Consider the following 18,238-nt stretch of genomic DNA (forward strand, 5'->3'; position numbering starts at 1 on the left):
CTTGCGCAGCGGGACCGCGCTGAGAACGTACTGTAGGATAGCCATTAGACCCATTGGAAGCGGTGTGTTCACAGCCCCATTTTCGGTGGGTCTTTCTTTGTGACCTCAAAACTGCACGAACCATTGGAAGTTGTAGCCTTCAACTTCAAACGTCATAACCACTTTGCGTTGCGACATCGGCATGGCCCTTAGGAACCCTGAATTTTCGGGGCATATCGAGAGGTATCTACTGCTTTGGTTTACTCAGTGCCCTTCAACATCACTCACCCTTGCGGGTGCACGGCGCGGTAGCACACCGGTCAGCCAGATCCAATCAAGGCCTGGTGACCGGGGTGCTCTAAAGGAGATGCTGTGCCACATCAACCTAAGTCGTCCCGACTTCATGCCTACATACTCGGCCCACCATACCGAGCGGTCGGTCCGGATCGTGACACGCTACGAAGTGTCCTACTACTGCCCTCGGCTAGAGACACCCTGATCAGGATGCTGGGGCCACCATCCCCGATTCGGGCCGGTCTGCTGTTCGGAAAGATCAGTGGAGATCAGTTGGTGATCCATCATGCGGTGCCTGGAGGTCACCGTTCCCCACCGACTTACCTCCCCCCTTTCCAGTTCGAACCCGACTATGCCTTGGGCTGGGCTGATGCTCTGGCTGAACTCAACCCGTCCTTGGAATGGGTAGGCATGTGGGTCGCCAGACCGGAGCGCATCCTCACCGATGATGAGATAGATATTTTTTGGGCCAGTCAAGCCGCGGAGGTGGGACTGTTGGATCCTGACTCGACACTGCTCATTGCGAACTGGTCGGAGGGAGAACTGGAGTTGCAGGGTTGGACGGTTCTGGATGGCGACCTTGCCGGACTACCGGTGCACTGGCCGGGGACGGAAAAGATTCTCAACCACTGAATGCTGGGCTGACACCCGAGGGGGTCAGCCTTTTTTGTTGATGTCTTAGTCAGGCTGCACCGATGTCAGGTAAGGTCGTAGGTCGGCCATCACTTCAGTGAATTGCCCTGGCGTTTCGAGACCCGTCCGTCTGAGGTACTGAGCGACCACTTCCGTTGCATTTCAGGATCAGCCGCGAAGTCTCCGCTCAGCACTTCAGTGGCGGGCGGTGTGTTGCGGTTGCTGAAAGACCGGGTCACGGCCCGCTTCAGGGTTCCAGGGTCGAGCGTCTCCCGCCGGGTGATGATCCACAGATCGTAGACGTCCTTCATGCGGGTAGTGACCAGACCCAGTTCACACAGCGCCGCGAACTTTTCGGCGACCACCGTTTCCAGCGGGTACACCCGCACGTTCACCGCCTCGGTCACCAGCATGGGCGGGAAGGCCAGAGTAAAAGATGCCGGGGTGATCACGTTCCCGAACGACACGTCGATGGGCAGGGTCTGCCGTGCGCGGCCCACCGTGGTGGCGACCTATGCGGCTAGTACTCGCTTTCGATCTGCATCTCTCTGGTGGTGATCTCCGCCGGGTCGAAGCTCAGACCGTCCGGGAAGTCCTGCGTGACGATCTCGGTCAGGGCTTCGCGGATTCCCTCCGGGGTGTTGGGCAGGTGACGGGCGGCGAGGTCGAGATCCTGCGTGGGCCTAGCGGCTGTGTAATACCGAGTGTAGAGACTTATGCCACCTTGACCACAAAATCTTCGGAGTGGAAGCTGCGGTCGAGTCGGGCCAGGAAACCCTGCTGGGTGTAGAGGAGCAGCATGGTGTCCACCGGCAATCCCTGTTGCCGGGCGATGTTCCGCAACCGGGCCAGCAGGCTCACCGAGGGGTCAGCGGACTTCGTCATGGGTGAGTACCTCCAGATCGCGGCGCAGTTCATCCTCCACCCGGTCGATGCGGGCTATTCGCAGGAGTTCAGGGAGGTTTCGGTCAGGTCGGGCGAGGTAGTTGGCCAGTCCTTCGAGGTAAGGCTGCCGCCCCAGCTTCCCGGACAGTCGCAGCAGGTCGGCGATGGTCTTCTCGGGAGAATAGGCAGTGAAGGTCAGTGGGGGTTGACCAAAGCTGACGGTTCCTGCTTCGTAGACCTCGGGCGGATACCAGTAGACCTGCACAGGGGGATAGGTCAGGTCGGGCATGGCGCGGTTGGTGGGGATGGCGACCTGAATCCGAGTGGGGCGGGTGGTGGTCAGACCATGCAGGTCGAGGGCTGTCATCAGAGTGGGTCGGGCATAGGGAACTCGGAGTTGCAGTTCGATCAGGTCGGCGTGTTCGGGAAGGTCAGCACCGGTGTGGCGGTACACACCGCGTTGTACCTGTTCGACCTCCCCGGCTTCGATCATGCGACCGATAACCTTGAGGTCGATCCCCTCTGCCCTGACCTGCGAACTGGTGAGATAACTACCCTGCTGGGCAAAGCGGGTTCGCAGGAGTTCGGTCTGGGAAACGGATGTCTCCATCTCTAGGAGGATGGCAAGATTTTCCTAGAGATGGAGACATAGGAGCAGAGGAACTTACATACGGTTGACCAGCCAGGCCGAACCGACCCATACCAGACCGACGAAAATCAGCAGGCGGCTGATCACCAGGATGATCCTCTCCCCAGCCTGAGTTCCCATGGCCTTGCCATAGCTGCTGAACGTTTCCAGCCCGGACTGGTTGCGACGCTTGAAGGCTCTGTTGCCCAACCAGAACTGCAACACTGCACCGACGACGACCATCAGAATGCCGATGGTCATGATCAGTTACCGAACTTCACGTTGGGCTTGCCGACGTCCTGCGTCCAGATCAAGCTGTTCACAAAATCGACGGTCAACTTCCGCCAGCCGGTGGTAGCACTGTAGTCAGCCGCGTAATACAGCACCAAGGTTTTGGGATCCAGTGCGCGGTTGAACACCTTCTTCAGGCCCTCCTCGTTGCCACCGTAACGCAGTGGCAGCAGGGTCGAGGACTTGGTATCCAGCAGGAAAACTCCCGCCTTTCCCTCACTGGCGACACCGTCGAAGTAGATCTCCCTCATGATCTTCTCGCCAGCCTTCAGACCTGTCCTGCTGAGCAGGTGTAGGGAAACGGTGTGCGGAACGAGCCTGCCATCCTCACGAACCGTGGAGGCCAGCGGATATTCGATATTGATCGTCTTCATCAGGCTGGCCTGCTCGATCCCGAAATGGGCTGTCGCATCCGTCAAACTTCCCTGCAGAGTCGGGTCGGCGGCCAGCTTGCTGAAATCGGTGTATAGGACGCCATCCTTGCAGTAAAACCTCAGCGGCCCATACCACGCATTGATCAGGGTGGCAGTTCCGGTGATCTGAAGTGCCTTGCTGGCCACGATGGCCTTACTGCCAGCAGGGTCTTCCTCGTATGTATCCATCTTGACTTCTTTCCAGGCCTTTACCACGGGGATACCGCTTTTCTTGCATTCCATCTCAAGCGTTCCAGTCTGTTTGCCTGCCGGAAAGCCCACATCGACAGTGTAGTTGGCGACCAGGCGCTGGTTTTCAGGAGAGATGTCCAGGGCAAAAACGTTCACTTTGGGCGCACTCTGCGCCGAGGCCATACCGCAGAGAAAGGCGAGAGTCGTCAGTCGTCGTTTCATAAAACCTCCGAAGTAATTCTGCTCATGGCGTATTATACCAAGAATGATACTCCTAAGATTCACTGTACCAAAACACACAGCCTGGCAGACCCTAGGGAATGCCTACCTCCAAGCGCCCTGCCAGCGATGCCCGCAAAGTCTTCGGAATAAGACTGCGAGAGGCGAGGTGGGAACGAGACTTGACCTTGGAGGACGTCGCCGAAAAGGCGGACATGAACTGGTCGTACATCGCCCAGGTAGAACGCGGGGAGCGCAACGTCAGCATCGACAACCTGGCAGCACTGGCGGACGCGGTGGATATGGCCCTGCCGGATCTTCTTCAGCCCTTACCAGCAGGCACGGATGACCAGAAAACGCAAGCAGTATCGAAAAAGAAAAAACAGACAAACGGGTAGGTACGCCCTCGCCCACAGGATGCTGGCCGCAGAATTCCTCGGACGCCCACTGCTCGCGGGTGAGATCGTCCATCACCGCGACGGGGACAGCACCAACAACACCCGAGAAAATCTGCTGGTGCTACCCAGCCAGGCCTGCCACGCGCATATCGAAGCCGTATTGCGAAGGGAACAACGAGGGCAGCCCTTCCTGTTCCCGGAACTCCTGCGAGGTGTCCGACGCGAAGCCAGCGGCACGCTGTTCGACAATGTGCTGCCCTGAGGAAGAACCCTCACCCAATTGGGTTTCTCCGTAGCGATTCAAACGAATCCAAGGAGAAATCATGTCCGACTACCCACATCTCAACCTCAACCAACTCACCGCCATCGCAGACCGCGAGACGGTCATGCTCACCGGCCTCTACTCCCGGCACCCCGACCAAGTTGTACTGACCCAGGGAGACCAGCGGCTGCCATTGCTGGACTTGCCGTTCTCCTGGTTGCCGCCGCAAGGCTGTACTGTCCGCATCTGGGGTGAACTGCTGCAAGGCAAGCCGCGCCGTCTGCTGGTTCACGATGCCTGCCACGCCAGCGCCCCTACACCGGAACCACGTCGCACACCCACGCTGCGTGCCGGTATGCCCGTCACGCTCACGGTGCATGTCAACAATGTCGGTGACGAGCAGGTCGCCCGAACCGCCGACCGTCATATGTTCAATTTGATCGGTGACGAACTGGACGAAAGGAAGTACCTCCTGTCAGGCGAACTGATCACCCTGAATCCACCGACGCTCGTGGTGCTTCAGGCCATTCCCATACTCCAGAGCACTCCCACCGAAGTGAAACGATGATTCCTTCCCTCTTGCCGATCTACGCTGCCCTACACTGTGTCATGTTCCGCACAAGGCTCGAAGAAGCAGCGACCTGGCTCAGGAGTCAAGACGTGCAGAGTGCGCTGTACATCCTGGCGGATCAGTACCTAAAAGGCTCCAGGCCCAGGAAAAGAGCAGGCGGCTAAGGGGTCAGCGCGGTCTGGTCATGTCGAAGCAGTAACCGTTTCCCATTCCACGCCCCCGCACGACCTCGCCCTTGACCCTCCCGTCCGGACTGCGGTAGATCGCACGTTCGACCGGCAGTTTTCCATCCTGCGAATAGAACCACGAGACGATAGTGGGGCAGTCCATGGTGATGGCGGCGTAATAGTAGGCCGCTGGTTTCCGGAAGGGTATACGCTCCCACCGCAACTTCGAGTCGACCTGCGCCGCCAGTTTCTGCGGCAGGATCCCATAGTGGCGGGTTCGCTGACGCAGGGTGCCCGGCAACGACCGGCCCACCATGCTCATGGTGATGTGCTGCTCCAGCCCACGCTTCTGCCAGAACCAGCGGACACCGGCGAACTCCCTCAGGTCTGCCTGGACGGAGAATCCTCCATCACGCCACAGTTCCTTCTGTTGACGCTTCCAGTTCCAGGAACCGATGAACGAGGAACCCAGGATCAGGAAGAGGACACCGAACCCGAGGATCGGCATCAGGAAACAACCCTTCCCTGGAAGGATCGGCACCCTAGCCGCCCAGTAGTAGTGCATGGGCCGGATGGGGTGTTTCAGCCGGTGCCTGAGATCGTTCGGATCCACGACAGAAGTCTGACATGCGAGGTGGACACCGACTGCCGAACAGACGGAGAAAGCCGTCCCTATCGAAATATTCGCAGGGACAAAAACGCAGTCTCGCCCACTGTATAAGACTCTCGTCCCGTCCCTATGTCCCCGCCCTCAAGGTCTGACATAGACCGACCGGAGCGCAAACGAAACAGTTGGCCACAAAACGGGCCTTCACTACTGTCGACCTATGGTGCCCAAACGCAAGAAAGCAAAAAATACACAGGCGAACGCTCGCCAGAAGCCTTCCGGTCAGTGGGAAGTGTCGAGGTCTCTGAAAGACATCGGCAAGCGAATTTACGCGACCGCCCCGACCGAAGCCAAAGCCCGAAAACTGCTCGACCTCAAGATCGCGGCCATTCGGAAAGGCGACGCGGTGGCCACTCGACCGGACGTCACCTTCCATGCTTTCGCGGAAAGGGTGATTCAGGATCGTGAAGGTCTGGGTCGGCGCACCAGAGACCTCTACACCACGATTCTGCGGCTGTACCTCAAGCCGCTCCACAACCTGAAACTCGACGAGATCAAACCTGAAACGCTCCGCAGTCTCTATGCCAGGCTGCGACGCGACGACTACTCCGATACGGTGCGGCGGCATTGCCACGTCCTGGTCAGGATGGTGCTGGAGACAGCCAGAGAGGACGGAAAGATCGCCAAGAACCCGGCAGCGGTACGTGGCATCAGGCCCAAACCCGAGCGCGGTGACGACAACCCGGTTCCACTGGCCTACACCCGCAGTCAGGTCGAACTTCTGCTGCGGGCCGTACCGGAGATCACGCACGGTGAAATCATCGAATTCCTCCTGCGAACCGGGATGCGCCGGGGAGAAGCGCTGGCCCTGAAGTGGGAGGCCGTGGATATGGTCGGCGCGACGGCTGAAGTGAGGGCGACCAGATCCATGACCCTCGGCACCATCTACGAGGGGTCACCGAAAACACCACAGTCGAGACGCAAGGTTCCACTCTCACCTGAGACGCTGCGGCTTCTCCGCGACTTGAAAGCGAAGAACCGGGAACGGCAGGCCGCCCTCTATCCCGACGAACCGCAGTCGCCATACGTGTTCCCACTGGTGAACGGTAAACCGCCGCGACCCGACAACGTGCGCCGCACCCTGCGGCAAATCGTGGATCGTGCCAACGAGTCGCTACTGGAGGAAGCCAAACGCCGGGCTGCCGAAACGGGGGCAACAGTCGAGAAGACAGACGCCATTCCCCTGCTGAAGATGCAGGTGTACCTGCACGTCTTCAAGCAGGACACGACCATGCCGAACCTCGAACTCGATATGAAGCCGGATCCGGAAGAGGACGACAGCGAGGAGGAGAATGCGGACGGCAGCCTCTCTTGACCAGCGGAATCTACATCGTCCTGGAAAGGGTTCACAAACCGCATCCGAAGTCGCCGGGAAAAATTGTGGCTGTATTGTGGCTGGAGCTTCCAGTAGCGTATTCCGTAGACCAGCCACAATAGCGAAACCCCGCGCCTGGCGGGGTTTTTTCTGGTGGGCGGTGAGGGATTTGAACCCCCGACCCGTCGCTTGTAAGGCGAAAGCTCTACCGCTGAGCTAACCGCCCACGCGAACGCGCATGATACTGGCCCGCGTCCTACAGATCAAGGGGTGGAAAGCGTACGCCGCCCAGCAGGCGGTTGAGGTGCGAGGCGTAATTCATGAGGTGGCCGTCCGCGCCGGCGGGGGCGACCATCAGGACGCCGCCCGGTTTCCCGCCGGGGTAGGTGGGCAGGGCCATGCTGGGGTAACCCGCGCGGGCAGCCAGCCAGTAGGAGTGGATACCGGGGAAAATCACGGCGTCCAGGCCCGTGCTGAACAGTTCGTCGAAGCCCCCCTCGCGGGTCACGCGCAGGTCACGGGCGCGGGCGCGGGTGTAGGCCTGTTCACTGGCGTCCCCCCGGGTGCCTTCGGCGGCGTGCAGCAGGGTCTGGCCGTAGCGCAGGCACTCTTCGGGGCGCTCGTCGTTTCCGGCGATGACTTCGGCGAGGGTGCGCGGGCCACGTTGCACGCTCTTCAGGTAGGCGTTCAGGTCGCCTTTGAATTCGTACAGCAGGACTTCCAGTGACCAGCCCAGGCCCTGCAGATGGGCGCGGCTGGGGAAGGACACGTCGCGGACGGTCGCGCCACCTTGCGTCAGCGCGTCCCGCACCTGCCGAACCGCCTGGCTTTCCTCGTCGGTGACGTGCGCTTCATCGGTCATGATGCCGATGGTCGCGCCCCCGAGTTGCTCGGGGCGCAGTATAAAACTGGGCACGGGGCGCTCGCGTGTTACGGCGTCGGCGGCGTCCGGCCCGGCAATCACGGACATGATCAGGGCGGCGTCCCGCACCGTGCGGGTGATCGGCCCGGCGGTGTCCTGACTGTGGCTGATAGGAATGATGCCGGTGCGCGGCACCAGGCCCAGGGTGGGTTTCAGGCCGATGACGCCGTTCTGGTGCGCGGGGCTGACGATACTGCCGCTCGTCTCGGTGCCGATGGCGGCGGCGCACAGACGGGCCGCCGCGCCCACGCCGCTGCCCGAACTGCTGCCGCCAGCGTCGAGTTCTTCCCCCCAGGGGTTGATGGTGGCGCCGCCCAGGGACGAGTAGCCGTTGCGCATGCCGAGCGTCATGAAGTTGGCCCATTCGGTCATGTTGGCCTTGCCCAGAATGACCGCGCCCGTTGCCCGCAGCCGGGCCACGACCGGCGCATCCTGCGCGGGCAGGTGGTCTTTCATCAGGGTGCTGCCTGCCGTGGTAGGCAGCCCGGCCACGTCGATGTTGTCCTTGATCAGCATGGGCACGCCGTGCAGCGGGCCGCGCTGCTCCGGCGGCAAAGCGTCCAGGCGGGCGGCGTCCGGCATGGCCTGCGGGTTCAGCGTGATCACCGCGTGAAGCTGCGGGTTCAGGCGCTCGATCCGGCGCAGGTACAGGCCCACCACCTCGTGGCAGGTCAGGTCACCGCGTTGCAGGGCCGCCGTCAGGGCGCAGGCATCCAGATCGAGAATGGGGTCGGACATGCTGGAAATCCTAGAGCATTTGACAGAATTCCGGCCTCCGGAGGACACCCCGAATGCCTTCATTCGGCCCGATGCTCTCTCCAAATTCATTCACTTCGTTCGGACAACGAATGGCAGAACGACACGGCCATTCTCATGTCTCTTACGTCAAATGATTTAGATCAATTTCGGCCGGGCAACAGGGCGCCGGCCACCTGTGCGCTAGGGTAAAAGCCATGACCGCCGACGCCTCCCCCACCGTCGCCTTTCAGGGCAATTCCGGAAGTTACGGCGAGATAGCGGCCCTGAACGCCATGTCCACCCCGCCGGGCACCACGGTCAACACCCTCGGTTACCCCACCTTTCACGAATTGCTACGGGCCATCGAGAACGGGGAAGCGGAGTACGGCGTGCTGCCGGTCGAGAACAGCCTGATGGGGGCCATTCACCAGGCCATCGACCTGCTCAGCGACACCGAACTGCACGTCATCGGCGAGGTGGTGGTGCGCGTCAGTCACTGCCTGATGGCCCTGCCCGGTGTGGAGTTACGCGACATCAGGCGCGTGCTGAGCCAGCAACCTGCGCTCGATCAATGCACGAACCTGATCAAGGAGTACGGCTGGCACCCCGTCGCCAAGCACGACACCGCCGGCAGCGCCAAGGACATTCAGGAGCGCGGCGCCCGTGACGAGGCAGCCATTGCCAGCCGCCGCGCCGCCGAGCTGTATGGCCTGAACATCCTGAAAGAGGAAGTCGAGGACGAAGCCTTCAACTACACGCGCTTCATGGTGCTCTCGCGCCACGAACCCCTGCCCAGCGACGCGCCGCACAAGACCAGCCTGGTGTTCGCCGTGCGGCACACGCCGGGGTTCCTGGTGGAGACCCTCAGCGAACTGCGCGGCCTGAACCTCTCGCGCATCGAGAGCCGTCCGCGGCGCGACCGGGCCTGGAGTTACCTGATGTACATCGACCTGGAAGGCAAGGCCAGCGACCCGCAGGTGGCCCTGGCGCTGGCCGGGGTGCTGCGCAAGGCCAGTTACGCCAAGATCATCGGCAGTTACCCCATGGCGCTGGCTCCTGTGGAGTAAACGGCGGGGGAGGTAGGAAAAACAGGCGCCAGTGAGAGCAAAAGCGTCTATTGTTCCACCCACCACGGCACACTCACCACTCCCCGCGCATGGAGTGCGCTATTCTCGCGGGCAGTATGGAACGTACTTTTGCCATGATTAAACCCGACGGCGTGCGCCGTGGCCTGACCCCCGAGATTCTTGCCCGGATTCACCGCAAAGGTTACCGCGTGGTGGGCCTCAAGCAGATGGTCATTCCCCGTGAAGTGGCGCAGGCGCACTACGGCGAGCACAAGGAGCGCCCGTTCTTCGGTGAACTGGTGGACTTCATCACGGGTGGCCCGGTGGTCGCCATTGCGCTGGAAGGCGAGAACGCCATTACCGGCTGGCGGGCCATGATGGGCGCCACCAACCCCGCCAACGCCGCCCCCGGCACCATTCGCGCCGACTTCGCCACGACGACGGGCGAGAACGTGACTCACGGCAGCGACAGCCCCGAGAGCGCCGAGCGTGAACTGGGCCTGTTCTTCAAGGAAGACGAACTGCTGAAGTAAATCCCGCTGTTCCCGCGCCCCGTCCGGTTCGCCTGGCGGGGCGTTTTTTGCTGGGGTGTCATGCCGCTCGGTGACACCCTGGCCCTGACCTGTTACCCTTTGGCGCGGCCCGTGACCTGTCGAGTTGCCAAGGCCCGGAGGAACCACCCATGAATGCACCCGTGTCCCCCACCGCGCTGGGCAAACCCGCCCTGACGCCCACTCTGCTGATCATTCTGTACGCACTGAGCATCCTGCTGGCGAACATCACGCTGAACAAGTTCATTCCCCTGCCCGTGTTCGGGCTCCTGAGCGTGGGGACTATTTTCTTCGCGGCGGTGTTCACGCTGCGTGACCGGATTCACCGGGCCGGCGGCCTTAAGGCCGTTTACATCGCCATTGCGCTGGCCCTGCTGGTGAACACTGTGGCGGCGGCCCTGTTGCACACGCCCCTGCGCTTTATCGGGGCTTCGTTCCTCGCCATTCTGGTGGGCGAACTGGCCGATACGGCGGTGTACCAGCGCCTCATCCACCGCAGCTGGTGGACGCGGGTGCTGACCAGCAACGCCGTCAGCGTTCCGCTGGATTCCGTTCTGTTCACGCTGCTGGCCTTTTACGGCGACATGAGCACGCGCGACATCCTGCAGATCATCTTCGCGGACATTGTGGCGAAGTACGTCATCGCGGCGCTGTTCGCTTTCCGGGCACGCCACGCCGCCGCGCAGGCCGCTTGACAGGCCGCATGAGCGCCCCTGCCCTGAGCGATCAGGCACCCCTGCTCAAGACCATTGCCAACGCCCGCCCGGACGTGGACACCGTAGTGGAGCATGTGCTGTTCCTGCCGGAACTGTGCCCTGCCACCCTGAACCCCAGACCCGGCAGCACCCTGACCCTGCGTTACCAGGCGGGCGAACTGCTGCTGGAGCTGTTCAGCCTCGACACCTACATGGACGCTTTCATCGGTCACCCGGTCGTGCGCGACATGGAGTTCTTCGTGCAGACCGTCGCGCTCGACGCCGCCAGCGCCCTGGGGGGCGAGGTCACCGCAGTCGCTGACGTGACCTTCAACCGCCTGCGTCAAGGCCAGCGCATCACAGTCAGGGCCACGCCAACCCATTAAGGTGGGGCATGAACTTCAACCGTTTCCTGAGTGGTTTGTCGCGGCGCATCAAGGGGGAACAGGCAGCTTCTCCCCAGCGCCGGGACGACCAGGATGACGGCATCGGCGTGCCCGTCCCGGCTGGCCCGCGCCCCATTCGTGGCGGGGCACACGCGAAACTCCCCGCTGTGGAGGACGAGGAGTTGGACGCGGCATTGACTTTGCGCGGCTGACCGCCCGGTGGATTACAGACCCATCAGGCCCGAGTACCAGCGGATGATGGGTTCACCCCAGAACAGGGCCACCACCGCCCCGATCGCCAGGTAGGGGCCGAAGGGAATTTTGTTGCCTTTCTTCATGGCCATCATGACCAGGCCGATGACCGCGCCGGCAAACACCGACACCACCAGGGCGACCAGCACTGCCTGCCACCCCAGGAACGCGCCGATGGCGGCCATCAGTTTCACGTCCCCGAAACCCATGGCGACCGGATCACTGGGGGCGTCTTCGGCCTCAGCGTCCGCCTGCTTGTTCCGGGCGTTCACGATCCACCAGTACACGCCGCACAGTAAGGACGCCGCGCCCGCGCCCGCCAGACCGCCCTGCAACAGGTTGATGAGGTTCGGCCCCAGGCCACTGCTGCTCAGGACGAGGCTCACGAAAAAGCCGCCCAGCGTGATGATCTCGGGCACACGCACCACTTTCCTGGCCCCCATGTTCAGGAGCATGGACGCGGCGGCAGCAATTAGAGCAGCAAGCGGGCCGAACCACGCGCCCACCAGCAGACCCAGCGAAATCTGCTGGTAACCCACGGGAAATTCCGGGTACTGCCTTTCCCGGAAGCGGCGCATGACCCAGGAACCCAGCAGGCTGATCAGCACGATGATGCCCGCGCCCATCAGGGCGCCGTTCAGGGCCTGCGGCAGGTCAGGCAAATTGCCCACACCTCCATGTAGGAAGGCGAAAATCAGGCCCAGGGCCACGCCCACCAGCGTCAGTTCGTCCGGCAGTTCAAAGACTTCCAGGTCAATCAGGCTGCCCGCCAGCAGGATCGTGAACAGGAACATCAGGCCCAGCGGCGCAACGCCGTAAGTCGTGACCGGGTACAGCGCCGCGATGGCTGCATAAGCCAGGCCAGTGATGGTTTCGACCATCGGGTAACGCGGGTTGATGGGCGCCCGGCAATACCGGCACTTTCCGCCCAGCGACACCCAGGAGAACACCGGCACCAGGTCGATGGCGCGCAACTGGTGGTCGCACTTCGGGCAGTGACTTGGGGGAAAGGCGATGTTCTCGTGCCGGGGCAGGCGCCAGATCAGGACGTTGCTGAAAGACCCGACCAGCAGGCCGAAAATTCCAGCAAAAATAATCATGAGGGTATCCACATTCACCCCCGGAGTGTAAACGCGCTGGCGTCACAGGGAACTGTCAGGACGCCACAGGGAGCGAACGGCCAGCGGCTCAAGGAAGTCGCCGGTTAAACGGGGCTGGCTGGTGAAGGAATGGCCTCCCACCCGTGCTTTTTTCACGGTTCACGAGTGACGTTCCACGACCTTATGCGTGTCTGCAGGCCACAAACTGCGCGCCACAGCCCTAAACTGCGGGGCGTGATTGTGACGATTGATGGCGTGGCGGCCAGTGGCAAGTCGAGTGTGTCGAGTGGGGTGGCGCGGGCGCTGGGCGTGCCTTACGTGAGCAGTGGGCTGCTGTACCGGGCGGCGGCGCTGCTGGCGCTGGAGGCGGGCGCAGCGCTGGAGGACGAGGCGGCGGTGCTGGCCCTGCTGGAGGGCAGCGGCCTGAGGCTGGAACCGCTGGCGGAGGGCAACCGCGTGTGGGCGGGGGGGCGCGAGTTGACGCCGGACTTGCACTCCACGCGGGTGGACAAGGGGGTCAGCGCGGTGGCGGGCCTGCCGGGTGTGCGGGCGTGGATCGACGCGCAGTTGCGGGCCCTGCCGCAACCGTTCGTGGCCGAGGGGCGCGACATGGGAACGAATGTCTTTCCACACGCGCAGGCGAAGTTTTACCTGACCGCCAGCCCCCGGGTGCGGGCCGAGCGGCGGGCCAGGGAGCGCCCGGAAGACATCCCGGCCATCGAGGCCGCCCTGACGAAACGCGATGAGGCAGATCGCCGGCAGATCAGCCCCGCGGCGGACGCACTGGTGATCGACACCGGGCCGCTGGATTTGCTGGGCGTCATCGAGGTGATTCTTTCTGCCCTGCCTGAGCATGAAGCTGGCCGCACCAGCTGACCGCCCGTTGACTCTGGTGGTGCTAGGTATAGGGTATGGATTCTTTTGAAGCCCGCGCCCTGCAACTGGCTTTCGACCTGACCACCGGGAACACGTATGAGGGCAAGGTGGGCCAGGGCTACAACGAGGCCCGCGCCCACGACATTCGCCGCCTTTACAACGTCCTGAGTGGCCGTGTCCCCGAGGACAACGGTCACACGCTGAAGGTGACCGGGGCCCGCAAACGCAAGGCCGACGCCGAGTAAAAGAAGCAGGACGAAAGAGGGAACAAAAGCGGGCTGGGAGCGATTACTGGCTCCTGCCCGAAGGGCCACTCGCCACTTCCTGCTTCGTGAGCGGCACGTCAAGTTTGCTGGGTCGGCCGCCCATCAGGCGGTATACGCCATAAGTCCAGGCCGTGCCGGACAGCGCCCCGGCCAGAACGTCGGTCGGGTAATGAACGCCCAGCAGCATGCGGGAGTACAGCATCAGCAGGGTGTACGCGAGGCCCAGCGTCAGGGCCAGCAAACGCCAGCGGGTGTGCCACGCCAGCAGCACCAGCACTGTGCTCAGGGCCGCGGCGAACATGCTGTGACCGCTGGGAAAGGACGCGCCGCCCTCGGTGACGATGCGCGTCCACAGTTCGGGCCGGGCGCGGTTGAAGATCAGCTTCATGGCCGCGTTCAGGATGCCTGCGCCGGCCAGCGCAAACAGCGTGAAGTTTGCCAGGTGGCGTTCCTTGCGCTGCCACAGCCAAGCGGCCAGCAGCAGAAAAACCGGCACCATCACGTAAGGGCCGCCGAAGTGGTGCAGGAACACCGCCACGCTGGTCAGGGCGGGCGTGGCGTGTGCATGAATCCAGGTCATGAGGGGTTCCTCGAACTGGAAGCGTTCTTTTTCCAGCAGGTCTTCGGCGATCAGCCCGACGCCCAACAGGGGCAGACCCACCAGAAGCAGCAGGCTGAGCAGGTGGGCGGGGCGGGCCGGGTGGCGGGGAGCCGACATCCGGTCACTATGCGCCCACAGGCTCGGGAGAACATGGGGCCAGAACTTAGAGAAAGTGGCGTAATCCCCCGTACTTCAGTGCGGGGATATAAGCCACCGCCCCCAGCGGGGGCGCAATTCGTCGCCGCAGGCGGCGCAGGGCCACCTGTAATCAGCCGTCATTTTCTGTGATAAACTAAATATGCAAAGGCTGAGCGGTGGTGGAACACCCTCAGCCGTGGCAATCACCTAGAAGGAGGTGACGCAAATCCAGACTACCACGCATTACAAAGCGTTTAAGTTCCGCCTTTACCCCACGAAGGCGCAGCAAGCTGTTCTCAATGAACAGCTTTGGCTTTGTCGGAGCTTATATAACTGCGCTCTGCAAGAACGTCGGGACGCTTACCGTAAATGCGGTATATCGCTTTCGGGATATGACCAAAAGAAGCATCTCCCCGAAATAAAAGCCGCCCTACCGGAGTACGGGAAGGTTTATAGCCAAGTCCTACAGGATGTAATTCTACGGCTGGACAAAGCGTTTAAGGCATTTTTCAGACGTGTTAAGGCGGGGGAAAAGCCGGGTTATCCACGCTTTCAAGGGCGTGACCGTTTCGATTCCTTGCATTACCCCCAGCTTGGATTCAGCGTCTCCGAAAAGACGGCTTTCTTCTCCAAGATTGGGAATATCAGAATTAAACTGCACCGCCCGATAGAAGGCAAAATCAAGACCGCTACTATCAAGCGTGAAGGCGACGAATGGTATGCAGTCTACACCTGTGAAGTAGAAGCTCGGCCTCTCCCTGCTACGGGGAGTCAGGTGGGCGTGGACGTGGGTACGACATGGTTTGCCATCACCTCAGACGGCGAGTTCGTGGAAAATCCCCGGCACTACCGGAGAGCCATGAAGAAGTTGCGAACTGCTCAGCGTGCGGTGGCCCGCAAGCCGAACAAGCGCAGCAACAGACGAAAGAAAGCGGTCAAGCGGGTTGCTAAGATTCACCGTAAAGTGGCTCGGCAACGGCTGGACTTCCACCACAAGACGGCTACCAAGCTCATCCGAGAGAATGACTTGATTGCCCATGAGGACTTGAACGTCGGCGGTATGGGACGCGGGAATCTGGCCCGCAGTATTCACGACGTTGGATGGTCGCAGTTTTTCTCTCTCCTTGCTCTCAAAGCGGTAGATGCTGGTCGGCAAGTTGTGCGGGTTGACCCCCGATTCACCAGTCAAGCATGTTCGCAATGCGGGCATACTTGCAAGCAAAATCGGGTATCACAAGCACAGTTCAAGTGCATTCAATGCGGCCATGAAATGAATGCCGACGAAAATGCAGCCTTGAACATTCTGGCAAGGGCATTGCCATCAGGGGCTAACGTGAGCGGTTGCGCTGAGCGTCCCCTGAGAAGCCTCGGCCTTTAGGCCGGGGAGTTGTCACTGTTCCTTACGGACGCAGCACAGAAAATTGTTCATGTGTTACGATAGAGACATAATGACCCAGGTGCATGCAGCCTTCACGTATAGCGGGAGAATCTCGTCCCAGCGCATCCGCACCACCAGCCATCAGGTCGCGCAGTGGGCCGACCTGACCCTCGGCAGCATTCACAGCGGCGTCGCGGGCGGCTGGGTCATCCTGTGTGCCCAGCTGCACCACGCGCCCACCGAGCGGGCCCACGCCTGGCTGCTTCAGACCCTGCATGAACTGGAGCAGGAACATGCCCAGGTCAAGCTGTTCCGCGTAGAAATCAGCAGCGAGCCGTCCTGAAAGGCGGCCGCTGCCAGGCGACCTTTGCATGAGGGAACGCTCCAGCGCGTGTCCGCCTTTCGCCTGATGCTGCGCCTTATTCTGCCTTCATGGCTTTTCCTGACATTCAATCGTTCGTCCGTCTGCTGGAAGACCGCGGTGAGCTGGTGCGCGTATCCACCCCTGTTTCACGCGAGCTGGAGATCACCGAGATCGCCGACCGGCTGGTGAAGGCCGGCGGCCCGGCAGTCCTGTTCGAGAACGTGCGCGGCAGCGAGTTTCCCCTGGCAATCGGGCTGCTGGGAACGCGCGAGCGCGTGGCCCTGAGCCTGGGCGTCAGCGACCTGGACGACCTGGCCGCCAAGGTTCGCCACCTGATCGACCTGAAAGGGTCAGGCGGCCTGATGGGCATGCTGGGCAACCTCCCGAAGTTGCGCGACGCCATGAACCTGCCCCCCAGGCGCGTGAAGGCGGCCCCGGTGCAGGAGGTGGTGTGGCGCGGGGATGAGGTCGACCTGGGCAAACTCCCAATCCTGAAGTGCTGGCCGCTGGACGGTGGGCCGTTCGTGACCCTGCCGCTGGTAATTACCAACGACCCCGAGACGGGGGAACGCAACATGGGCATGTACCGCATGCAGGTCATGAGCAAAAATACCACCGGCATGCACTGGCAACGGCACAAAACCGGAACCCGTCACCTGGAGAAGGCGAAGAAGAAGGGGGAACGGCTGGAAGTGGCCGTGGCGATTGGCGGTGACCCGGCCCTGATCTACGCGGCGACGGCCCCGCTGCCGCCCATTCCGGGCCTGAACGAGTTCGCCCTGGCCGGCTACCTGCGCGGCGAACGCTACCCGGTGGTGAAGGGCGTGACCGTCGATCTGGAAGTGCCGGCCAACGCCGAGTTCATTCTGGAAGGCTATGTCGACCCGAACGAACCCTGGGTGGAAGAAGGGCCTTTCGGGGATCACACCGGGTTTTACACGCTGCCCGACCAGTACCCGCTGTTCCATGTGACCGCCGTGACCATGCGCAAAAACCCGGTTTACCCGGCGACCATCGTGGGCCGCCCCCCCATGGAGGACGCCTACCTGATCGAAGCGTCCGAGCGGCTGTTCCTGCCCGCCGCGCAGACCATCCTGCCGGAGATCGTGGATTACCACATGCCGCCCGCCGGGGTGGCGCACAACCTGGTGGTGGTCAGCATCAAAAAGGAATTCCCCGGTCAGGCGTACAAGGTCGCCAACGGCCTCTTCGGTCTGGGGCAGATGATGTTTGCCAAGGTCATTGTGGTGGTGGACGAGGACGTGAAGGTGAACGACATGGACGCGGTGTGGAAGGAAGTCACCCAGAAGGCGGTGCCGGGGCGCGACACCCTGACCGGACGCGGCCCCACCGACGTGCTCGACCATTCCAGCCGCGGCTGGGGCTACGGCGGCAAGCTGATTATCGACGCCACCACCAAACGCCCCGAGGAGATCGGCAGCCCCAAGAGCAGCCGCGACGAGCAGGCACAGGACACCGCGCTGGACATCTTCCTGCCCAGCGCCGAAACGGACTTGCCGGCCTTCGAGGGCGTGCTGGCCCAGCGCCAGACCGACGACGGCTACTGGATCGTCGTGCTGAACAAACGCCGCGCCGGGCAGAGCCGCGAACTCGCCGAGGCCTTCGCGCGCCACTCCGCCGCCGACGGCGTGCGCCACCTGCTGATCTGTGACGAAGAAACCGACGTGAACGACCTGAACGACGTGTGGTGGACGATCCTGAACAACATCGACCCAGAACGCGACGTGTGGACGGTGCCGGACGCGGGGGGCGGCCTGCTGGCCTGGGATGGCGCCCGGAAACTGCACAGTGAAGGGTTTGTGCGCGAGTGGCCGCCTAAAATCGTGATGGACAGGGCCGTGCGCGAACGGGTGGACGCCCTGTGGCACGTCTACGGGCTGCCGGAGCAGGGACGGTAAGGTTCGCTTACAGGTTGCTGCGCCCTTTGCCATGCACGGTGTCTGTGACCGTGAAGTAGACCGCAACGACA

25 protein-coding genes and 1 tRNA gene are annotated in these 18,238 nt (G+C 62.1%); 15 read left to right on the plus strand and 11 right to left on the minus strand.

Annotated features, from left to right (window positions below):
* Positions 1–483 precede the first annotated feature (483 nt).
* Positions 484–906, plus strand: a complete 423-nt coding sequence (locus E5Z01_RS15410) for a hypothetical protein (protein ID WP_135230177.1) — start codon at positions 484–486, stop codon at positions 904–906.
* 89 nt (positions 907–995) lie between these two features.
* Here E5Z01_RS15410 and E5Z01_RS15415 read toward each other — a convergent pair whose 3' ends face one another.
* The 6 genes from E5Z01_RS15415 to E5Z01_RS15435 are packed head-to-tail and all read right to left on the minus strand — an operon-like array spanning position 996 to position 3,537.
* A complete protein-coding gene (locus E5Z01_RS15415) occupies positions 996–1,406 on the minus strand; it encodes a nucleotidyl transferase AbiEii/AbiGii toxin family protein (RefSeq protein ID WP_135230178.1) in 411 nt (136 codons plus the stop codon).
* 20 nt (positions 1,407–1,426) lie between these two features.
* A complete protein-coding gene (locus E5Z01_RS20385; RefSeq protein WP_420810854.1) occupies positions 1,427–1,624 on the minus strand; it encodes a nucleotidyl transferase AbiEii/AbiGii toxin family protein in 198 nt (65 codons plus the stop codon).
* A complete protein-coding gene (locus tag E5Z01_RS20045; RefSeq protein ID WP_240738483.1) occupies positions 1,621–1,791 on the minus strand; it encodes a hypothetical protein in 171 nt (56 codons plus the stop codon). The genes E5Z01_RS20385 and E5Z01_RS20045 overlap by 4 nt, the downstream gene beginning before the upstream one ends.
* Positions 1,775–2,401, minus strand: a complete 627-nt coding sequence (locus E5Z01_RS15425; RefSeq protein ID WP_135230179.1) for a type IV toxin-antitoxin system AbiEi family antitoxin domain-containing protein — start codon at positions 2,399–2,401, stop codon at positions 1,775–1,777. The genes E5Z01_RS20045 and E5Z01_RS15425 overlap by 17 nt, the downstream gene beginning before the upstream one ends.
* 54 nt (positions 2,402–2,455) lie before the next feature.
* Positions 2,456–2,680, minus strand: a complete 225-nt coding sequence (locus tag E5Z01_RS15430; RefSeq protein WP_135230180.1) for a hypothetical protein — start codon at positions 2,678–2,680, stop codon at positions 2,456–2,458.
* A gap of 2 nt (positions 2,681–2,682) precedes the next feature.
* Positions 2,683–3,537, minus strand: coding sequence for a hypothetical protein (locus E5Z01_RS15435; protein WP_135230181.1), 855 nt, complete (start codon positions 3,535–3,537; stop codon positions 2,683–2,685).
* Between the two features lie 98 nt (positions 3,538–3,635).
* Between E5Z01_RS15435 and E5Z01_RS15440 the strand changes: the two genes are divergently transcribed.
* The 3 genes from E5Z01_RS15440 to E5Z01_RS15450 all read left to right on the plus strand — a co-directional run bounded on the left by E5Z01_RS15440 (position 3,636) and on the right by E5Z01_RS15450 (position 4,762).
* Positions 3,636–3,932 (plus strand): helix-turn-helix domain-containing protein, encoded by a 297-nt coding sequence (locus E5Z01_RS15440; protein WP_119765161.1) that lies wholly within the window; start codon positions 3,636–3,638, stop codon positions 3,930–3,932.
* A complete protein-coding gene (locus E5Z01_RS15445; RefSeq protein ID WP_233554629.1) occupies positions 3,880–4,194 on the plus strand; it encodes an HNH endonuclease in 315 nt (104 codons plus the stop codon). The genes E5Z01_RS15440 and E5Z01_RS15445 overlap by 53 nt, the downstream gene beginning before the upstream one ends.
* Before the next feature lie 61 nt (positions 4,195–4,255).
* The gene (locus tag E5Z01_RS15450) at positions 4,256–4,762 is read left to right on the plus strand and encodes a hypothetical protein (protein ID WP_119765157.1); all 507 of its coding nucleotides are present in this window, start codon (positions 4,256–4,258) and stop codon (positions 4,760–4,762) included.
* 171 nt (positions 4,763–4,933) lie between these two features.
* Here the strand turns inward: E5Z01_RS15450 and E5Z01_RS15455 are convergent, their stop codons facing one another.
* On the minus strand, positions 4,934–5,545 hold the full coding sequence (locus tag E5Z01_RS15455) for a hypothetical protein (protein ID WP_135230182.1): 612 nt from the start codon (positions 5,543–5,545) through the stop codon (positions 4,934–4,936).
* 214 nt (positions 5,546–5,759) lie between these two features.
* On the opposite strand from E5Z01_RS15455, the gene E5Z01_RS15460 reads away from it, so the two are divergent.
* The gene (locus tag E5Z01_RS15460) at positions 5,760–6,914 is read left to right on the plus strand and encodes a tyrosine-type recombinase/integrase (RefSeq protein WP_135230183.1); all 1,155 of its coding nucleotides are present in this window, start codon (positions 5,760–5,762) and stop codon (positions 6,912–6,914) included.
* Between the two features lie 151 nt (positions 6,915–7,065).
* Here E5Z01_RS15460 and E5Z01_RS15465 read toward each other — a convergent pair.
* Positions 7,066–7,140: transfer RNA gene (locus E5Z01_RS15465), tRNA-Val, on the minus strand.
* A 30-nt stretch (positions 7,141–7,170) separates the two neighbouring features.
* Positions 7,171–8,574: an amidase family protein gene (locus E5Z01_RS15470; RefSeq protein ID WP_135230184.1), complete on the minus strand. Its 1,404-nt coding sequence runs from the start codon at positions 8,572–8,574 to the stop codon at positions 7,171–7,173.
* A gap of 215 nt (positions 8,575–8,789) precedes the next feature.
* Here E5Z01_RS15470 and E5Z01_RS15475 point away from each other — a divergent pair, with 215 nt between their 5' ends.
* The 5 genes from E5Z01_RS15475 (at position 8,790) to E5Z01_RS15495 (ending at position 11,485) form a co-directional block, all read left to right on the plus strand.
* A complete protein-coding gene (locus E5Z01_RS15475) occupies positions 8,790–9,641 on the plus strand; it encodes a prephenate dehydratase (RefSeq protein ID WP_135230185.1) in 852 nt (283 codons plus the stop codon).
* A 116-nt stretch (positions 9,642–9,757) separates the two neighbouring features.
* Entirely contained in the window at positions 9,758–10,174 is a 417-nt protein-coding gene (gene ndk, locus E5Z01_RS15480) for a nucleoside-diphosphate kinase (RefSeq protein ID WP_135230186.1), read from the plus strand.
* Between the two features lie 149 nt (positions 10,175–10,323).
* Positions 10,324–10,887 (plus strand): VUT family protein, encoded by a 564-nt coding sequence (locus E5Z01_RS15485; protein WP_167757960.1) that lies wholly within the window; start codon positions 10,324–10,326, stop codon positions 10,885–10,887.
* An 8-nt stretch (positions 10,888–10,895) separates the two neighbouring features.
* The gene (locus E5Z01_RS15490) at positions 10,896–11,273 is read left to right on the plus strand and encodes a hypothetical protein (RefSeq protein WP_135230187.1); all 378 of its coding nucleotides are present in this window, start codon (positions 10,896–10,898) and stop codon (positions 11,271–11,273) included.
* 8 nt (positions 11,274–11,281) lie between these two features.
* Positions 11,282–11,485, plus strand: a complete 204-nt coding sequence (locus E5Z01_RS15495; RefSeq protein WP_135230188.1) for a hypothetical protein — start codon at positions 11,282–11,284, stop codon at positions 11,483–11,485.
* Positions 11,486–11,497: 12 nt separating this feature from the next.
* On the opposite strand, the gene E5Z01_RS15500 is transcribed toward E5Z01_RS15495, so the two are convergent.
* Complete coding sequence (locus E5Z01_RS15500; protein WP_135230189.1) at positions 11,498–12,643, minus strand: prepilin peptidase; 1,146 nt, start codon at positions 12,641–12,643, stop codon at positions 11,498–11,500.
* Positions 12,644–12,859: 216 nt separating this feature from the next.
* Between E5Z01_RS15500 and cmk the strand changes: the two genes are divergently transcribed.
* The gene (gene cmk / locus E5Z01_RS15505) at positions 12,860–13,501 is read left to right on the plus strand and encodes a (d)CMP kinase (protein WP_135230190.1); all 642 of its coding nucleotides are present in this window, start codon (positions 12,860–12,862) and stop codon (positions 13,499–13,501) included.
* Positions 13,502–13,536: 35 nt separating this feature from the next.
* The gene (locus E5Z01_RS15510) at positions 13,537–13,746 is read left to right on the plus strand and encodes a hypothetical protein (RefSeq protein ID WP_135230191.1); all 210 of its coding nucleotides are present in this window, start codon (positions 13,537–13,539) and stop codon (positions 13,744–13,746) included.
* A gap of 43 nt (positions 13,747–13,789) precedes the next feature.
* On the opposite strand, the gene E5Z01_RS15515 is transcribed toward E5Z01_RS15510, so the two are convergent.
* Entirely contained in the window at positions 13,790–14,485 is a 696-nt protein-coding gene (locus tag E5Z01_RS15515; protein ID WP_135230192.1) for a phosphatase PAP2 family protein, read from the minus strand.
* A gap of 238 nt (positions 14,486–14,723) precedes the next feature.
* On the opposite strand from E5Z01_RS15515, the gene E5Z01_RS15520 reads away from it, so the two are divergent.
* The 3 genes from E5Z01_RS15520 (at position 14,724) to E5Z01_RS15530 (ending at position 18,167) form a co-directional block, all read left to right on the plus strand.
* Entirely contained in the window at positions 14,724–15,884 is a 1,161-nt protein-coding gene (locus E5Z01_RS15520; protein ID WP_240738485.1) for an RNA-guided endonuclease InsQ/TnpB family protein, read from the plus strand.
* A 70-nt stretch (positions 15,885–15,954) separates the two neighbouring features.
* Positions 15,955–16,227 (plus strand): hypothetical protein, encoded by a 273-nt coding sequence (locus E5Z01_RS15525; RefSeq protein ID WP_119765133.1) that lies wholly within the window; start codon positions 15,955–15,957, stop codon positions 16,225–16,227.
* A gap of 89 nt (positions 16,228–16,316) precedes the next feature.
* Positions 16,317–18,167 (plus strand): menaquinone biosynthesis decarboxylase, encoded by a 1,851-nt coding sequence (locus tag E5Z01_RS15530; RefSeq protein ID WP_135230193.1) that lies wholly within the window; start codon positions 16,317–16,319, stop codon positions 18,165–18,167.
* The last annotated feature ends 71 nt before the right edge of the window (positions 18,168–18,238 follow it).

Source organism: Deinococcus fonticola (assembly GCF_004634215.1).
GTDB classification, from domain to species: Bacteria; Deinococcota; Deinococci; order Deinococcales; family Deinococcaceae; genus Deinococcus; species Deinococcus fonticola.

Bases quoted from the DNA above. Each gene is read 5' to 3' on its own strand.
- E5Z01_RS15410 (WP_135230177.1), top strand. From the start codon at position 484: ATGCTGGGGCCACCATCCCCGATTCGGGCCGGTCTGCTGTTCGGAAAG.
- E5Z01_RS20045 (WP_240738483.1), bottom strand. From the start codon at position 1,791: ATGACGAAGTCCGCTGACCCCTCGGTGAGCCTGCTGGCCCGGTTGCGG.
- E5Z01_RS15425 (WP_135230179.1), bottom strand. From the start codon at position 2,401: ATGGAGACATCCGTTTCCCAGACCGAACTCCTGCGAACCCGCTTTGCC.
- E5Z01_RS15430 (WP_135230180.1), bottom strand. From the start codon at position 2,680: ATGACCATCGGCATTCTGATGGTCGTCGTCGGTGCAGTGTTGCAGTTC.
- E5Z01_RS15435 (WP_135230181.1), bottom strand. From the start codon at position 3,537: ATGAAACGACGACTGACGACTCTCGCCTTTCTCTGCGGTATGGCCTCG.
- E5Z01_RS15440 (WP_119765161.1), top strand. From the start codon at position 3,636: ATGCCTACCTCCAAGCGCCCTGCCAGCGATGCCCGCAAAGTCTTCGGA.
- E5Z01_RS15445 (WP_233554629.1), top strand. From the start codon at position 3,880: ATGACCAGAAAACGCAAGCAGTATCGAAAAAGAAAAAACAGACAAACG.
- E5Z01_RS15450 (WP_119765157.1), top strand. From the start codon at position 4,256: ATGTCCGACTACCCACATCTCAACCTCAACCAACTCACCGCCATCGCA.
- E5Z01_RS15460 (WP_135230183.1), top strand. From the start codon at position 5,760: ATGGTGCCCAAACGCAAGAAAGCAAAAAATACACAGGCGAACGCTCGC.
- E5Z01_RS15470 (WP_135230184.1), bottom strand. From the start codon at position 8,574: ATGTCCGACCCCATTCTCGATCTGGATGCCTGCGCCCTGACGGCGGCC.
- E5Z01_RS15475 (WP_135230185.1), top strand. From the start codon at position 8,790: ATGACCGCCGACGCCTCCCCCACCGTCGCCTTTCAGGGCAATTCCGGA.
- ndk (WP_135230186.1), top strand. From the start codon at position 9,758: ATGGAACGTACTTTTGCCATGATTAAACCCGACGGCGTGCGCCGTGGC.
- E5Z01_RS15485 (WP_167757960.1), top strand. From the start codon at position 10,324: ATGAATGCACCCGTGTCCCCCACCGCGCTGGGCAAACCCGCCCTGACG.
- E5Z01_RS15490 (WP_135230187.1), top strand. From the start codon at position 10,896: ATGAGCGCCCCTGCCCTGAGCGATCAGGCACCCCTGCTCAAGACCATT.
- E5Z01_RS15495 (WP_135230188.1), top strand. From the start codon at position 11,282: ATGAACTTCAACCGTTTCCTGAGTGGTTTGTCGCGGCGCATCAAGGGG.
- E5Z01_RS15510 (WP_135230191.1), top strand. From the start codon at position 13,537: ATGGATTCTTTTGAAGCCCGCGCCCTGCAACTGGCTTTCGACCTGACC.
- E5Z01_RS15515 (WP_135230192.1), bottom strand. From the start codon at position 14,485: ATGTCGGCTCCCCGCCACCCGGCCCGCCCCGCCCACCTGCTCAGCCTG.
- E5Z01_RS15525 (WP_119765133.1), top strand. From the start codon at position 15,955: ATGACCCAGGTGCATGCAGCCTTCACGTATAGCGGGAGAATCTCGTCC.
- E5Z01_RS15530 (WP_135230193.1), top strand. From the start codon at position 16,317: ATGGCTTTTCCTGACATTCAATCGTTCGTCCGTCTGCTGGAAGACCGC.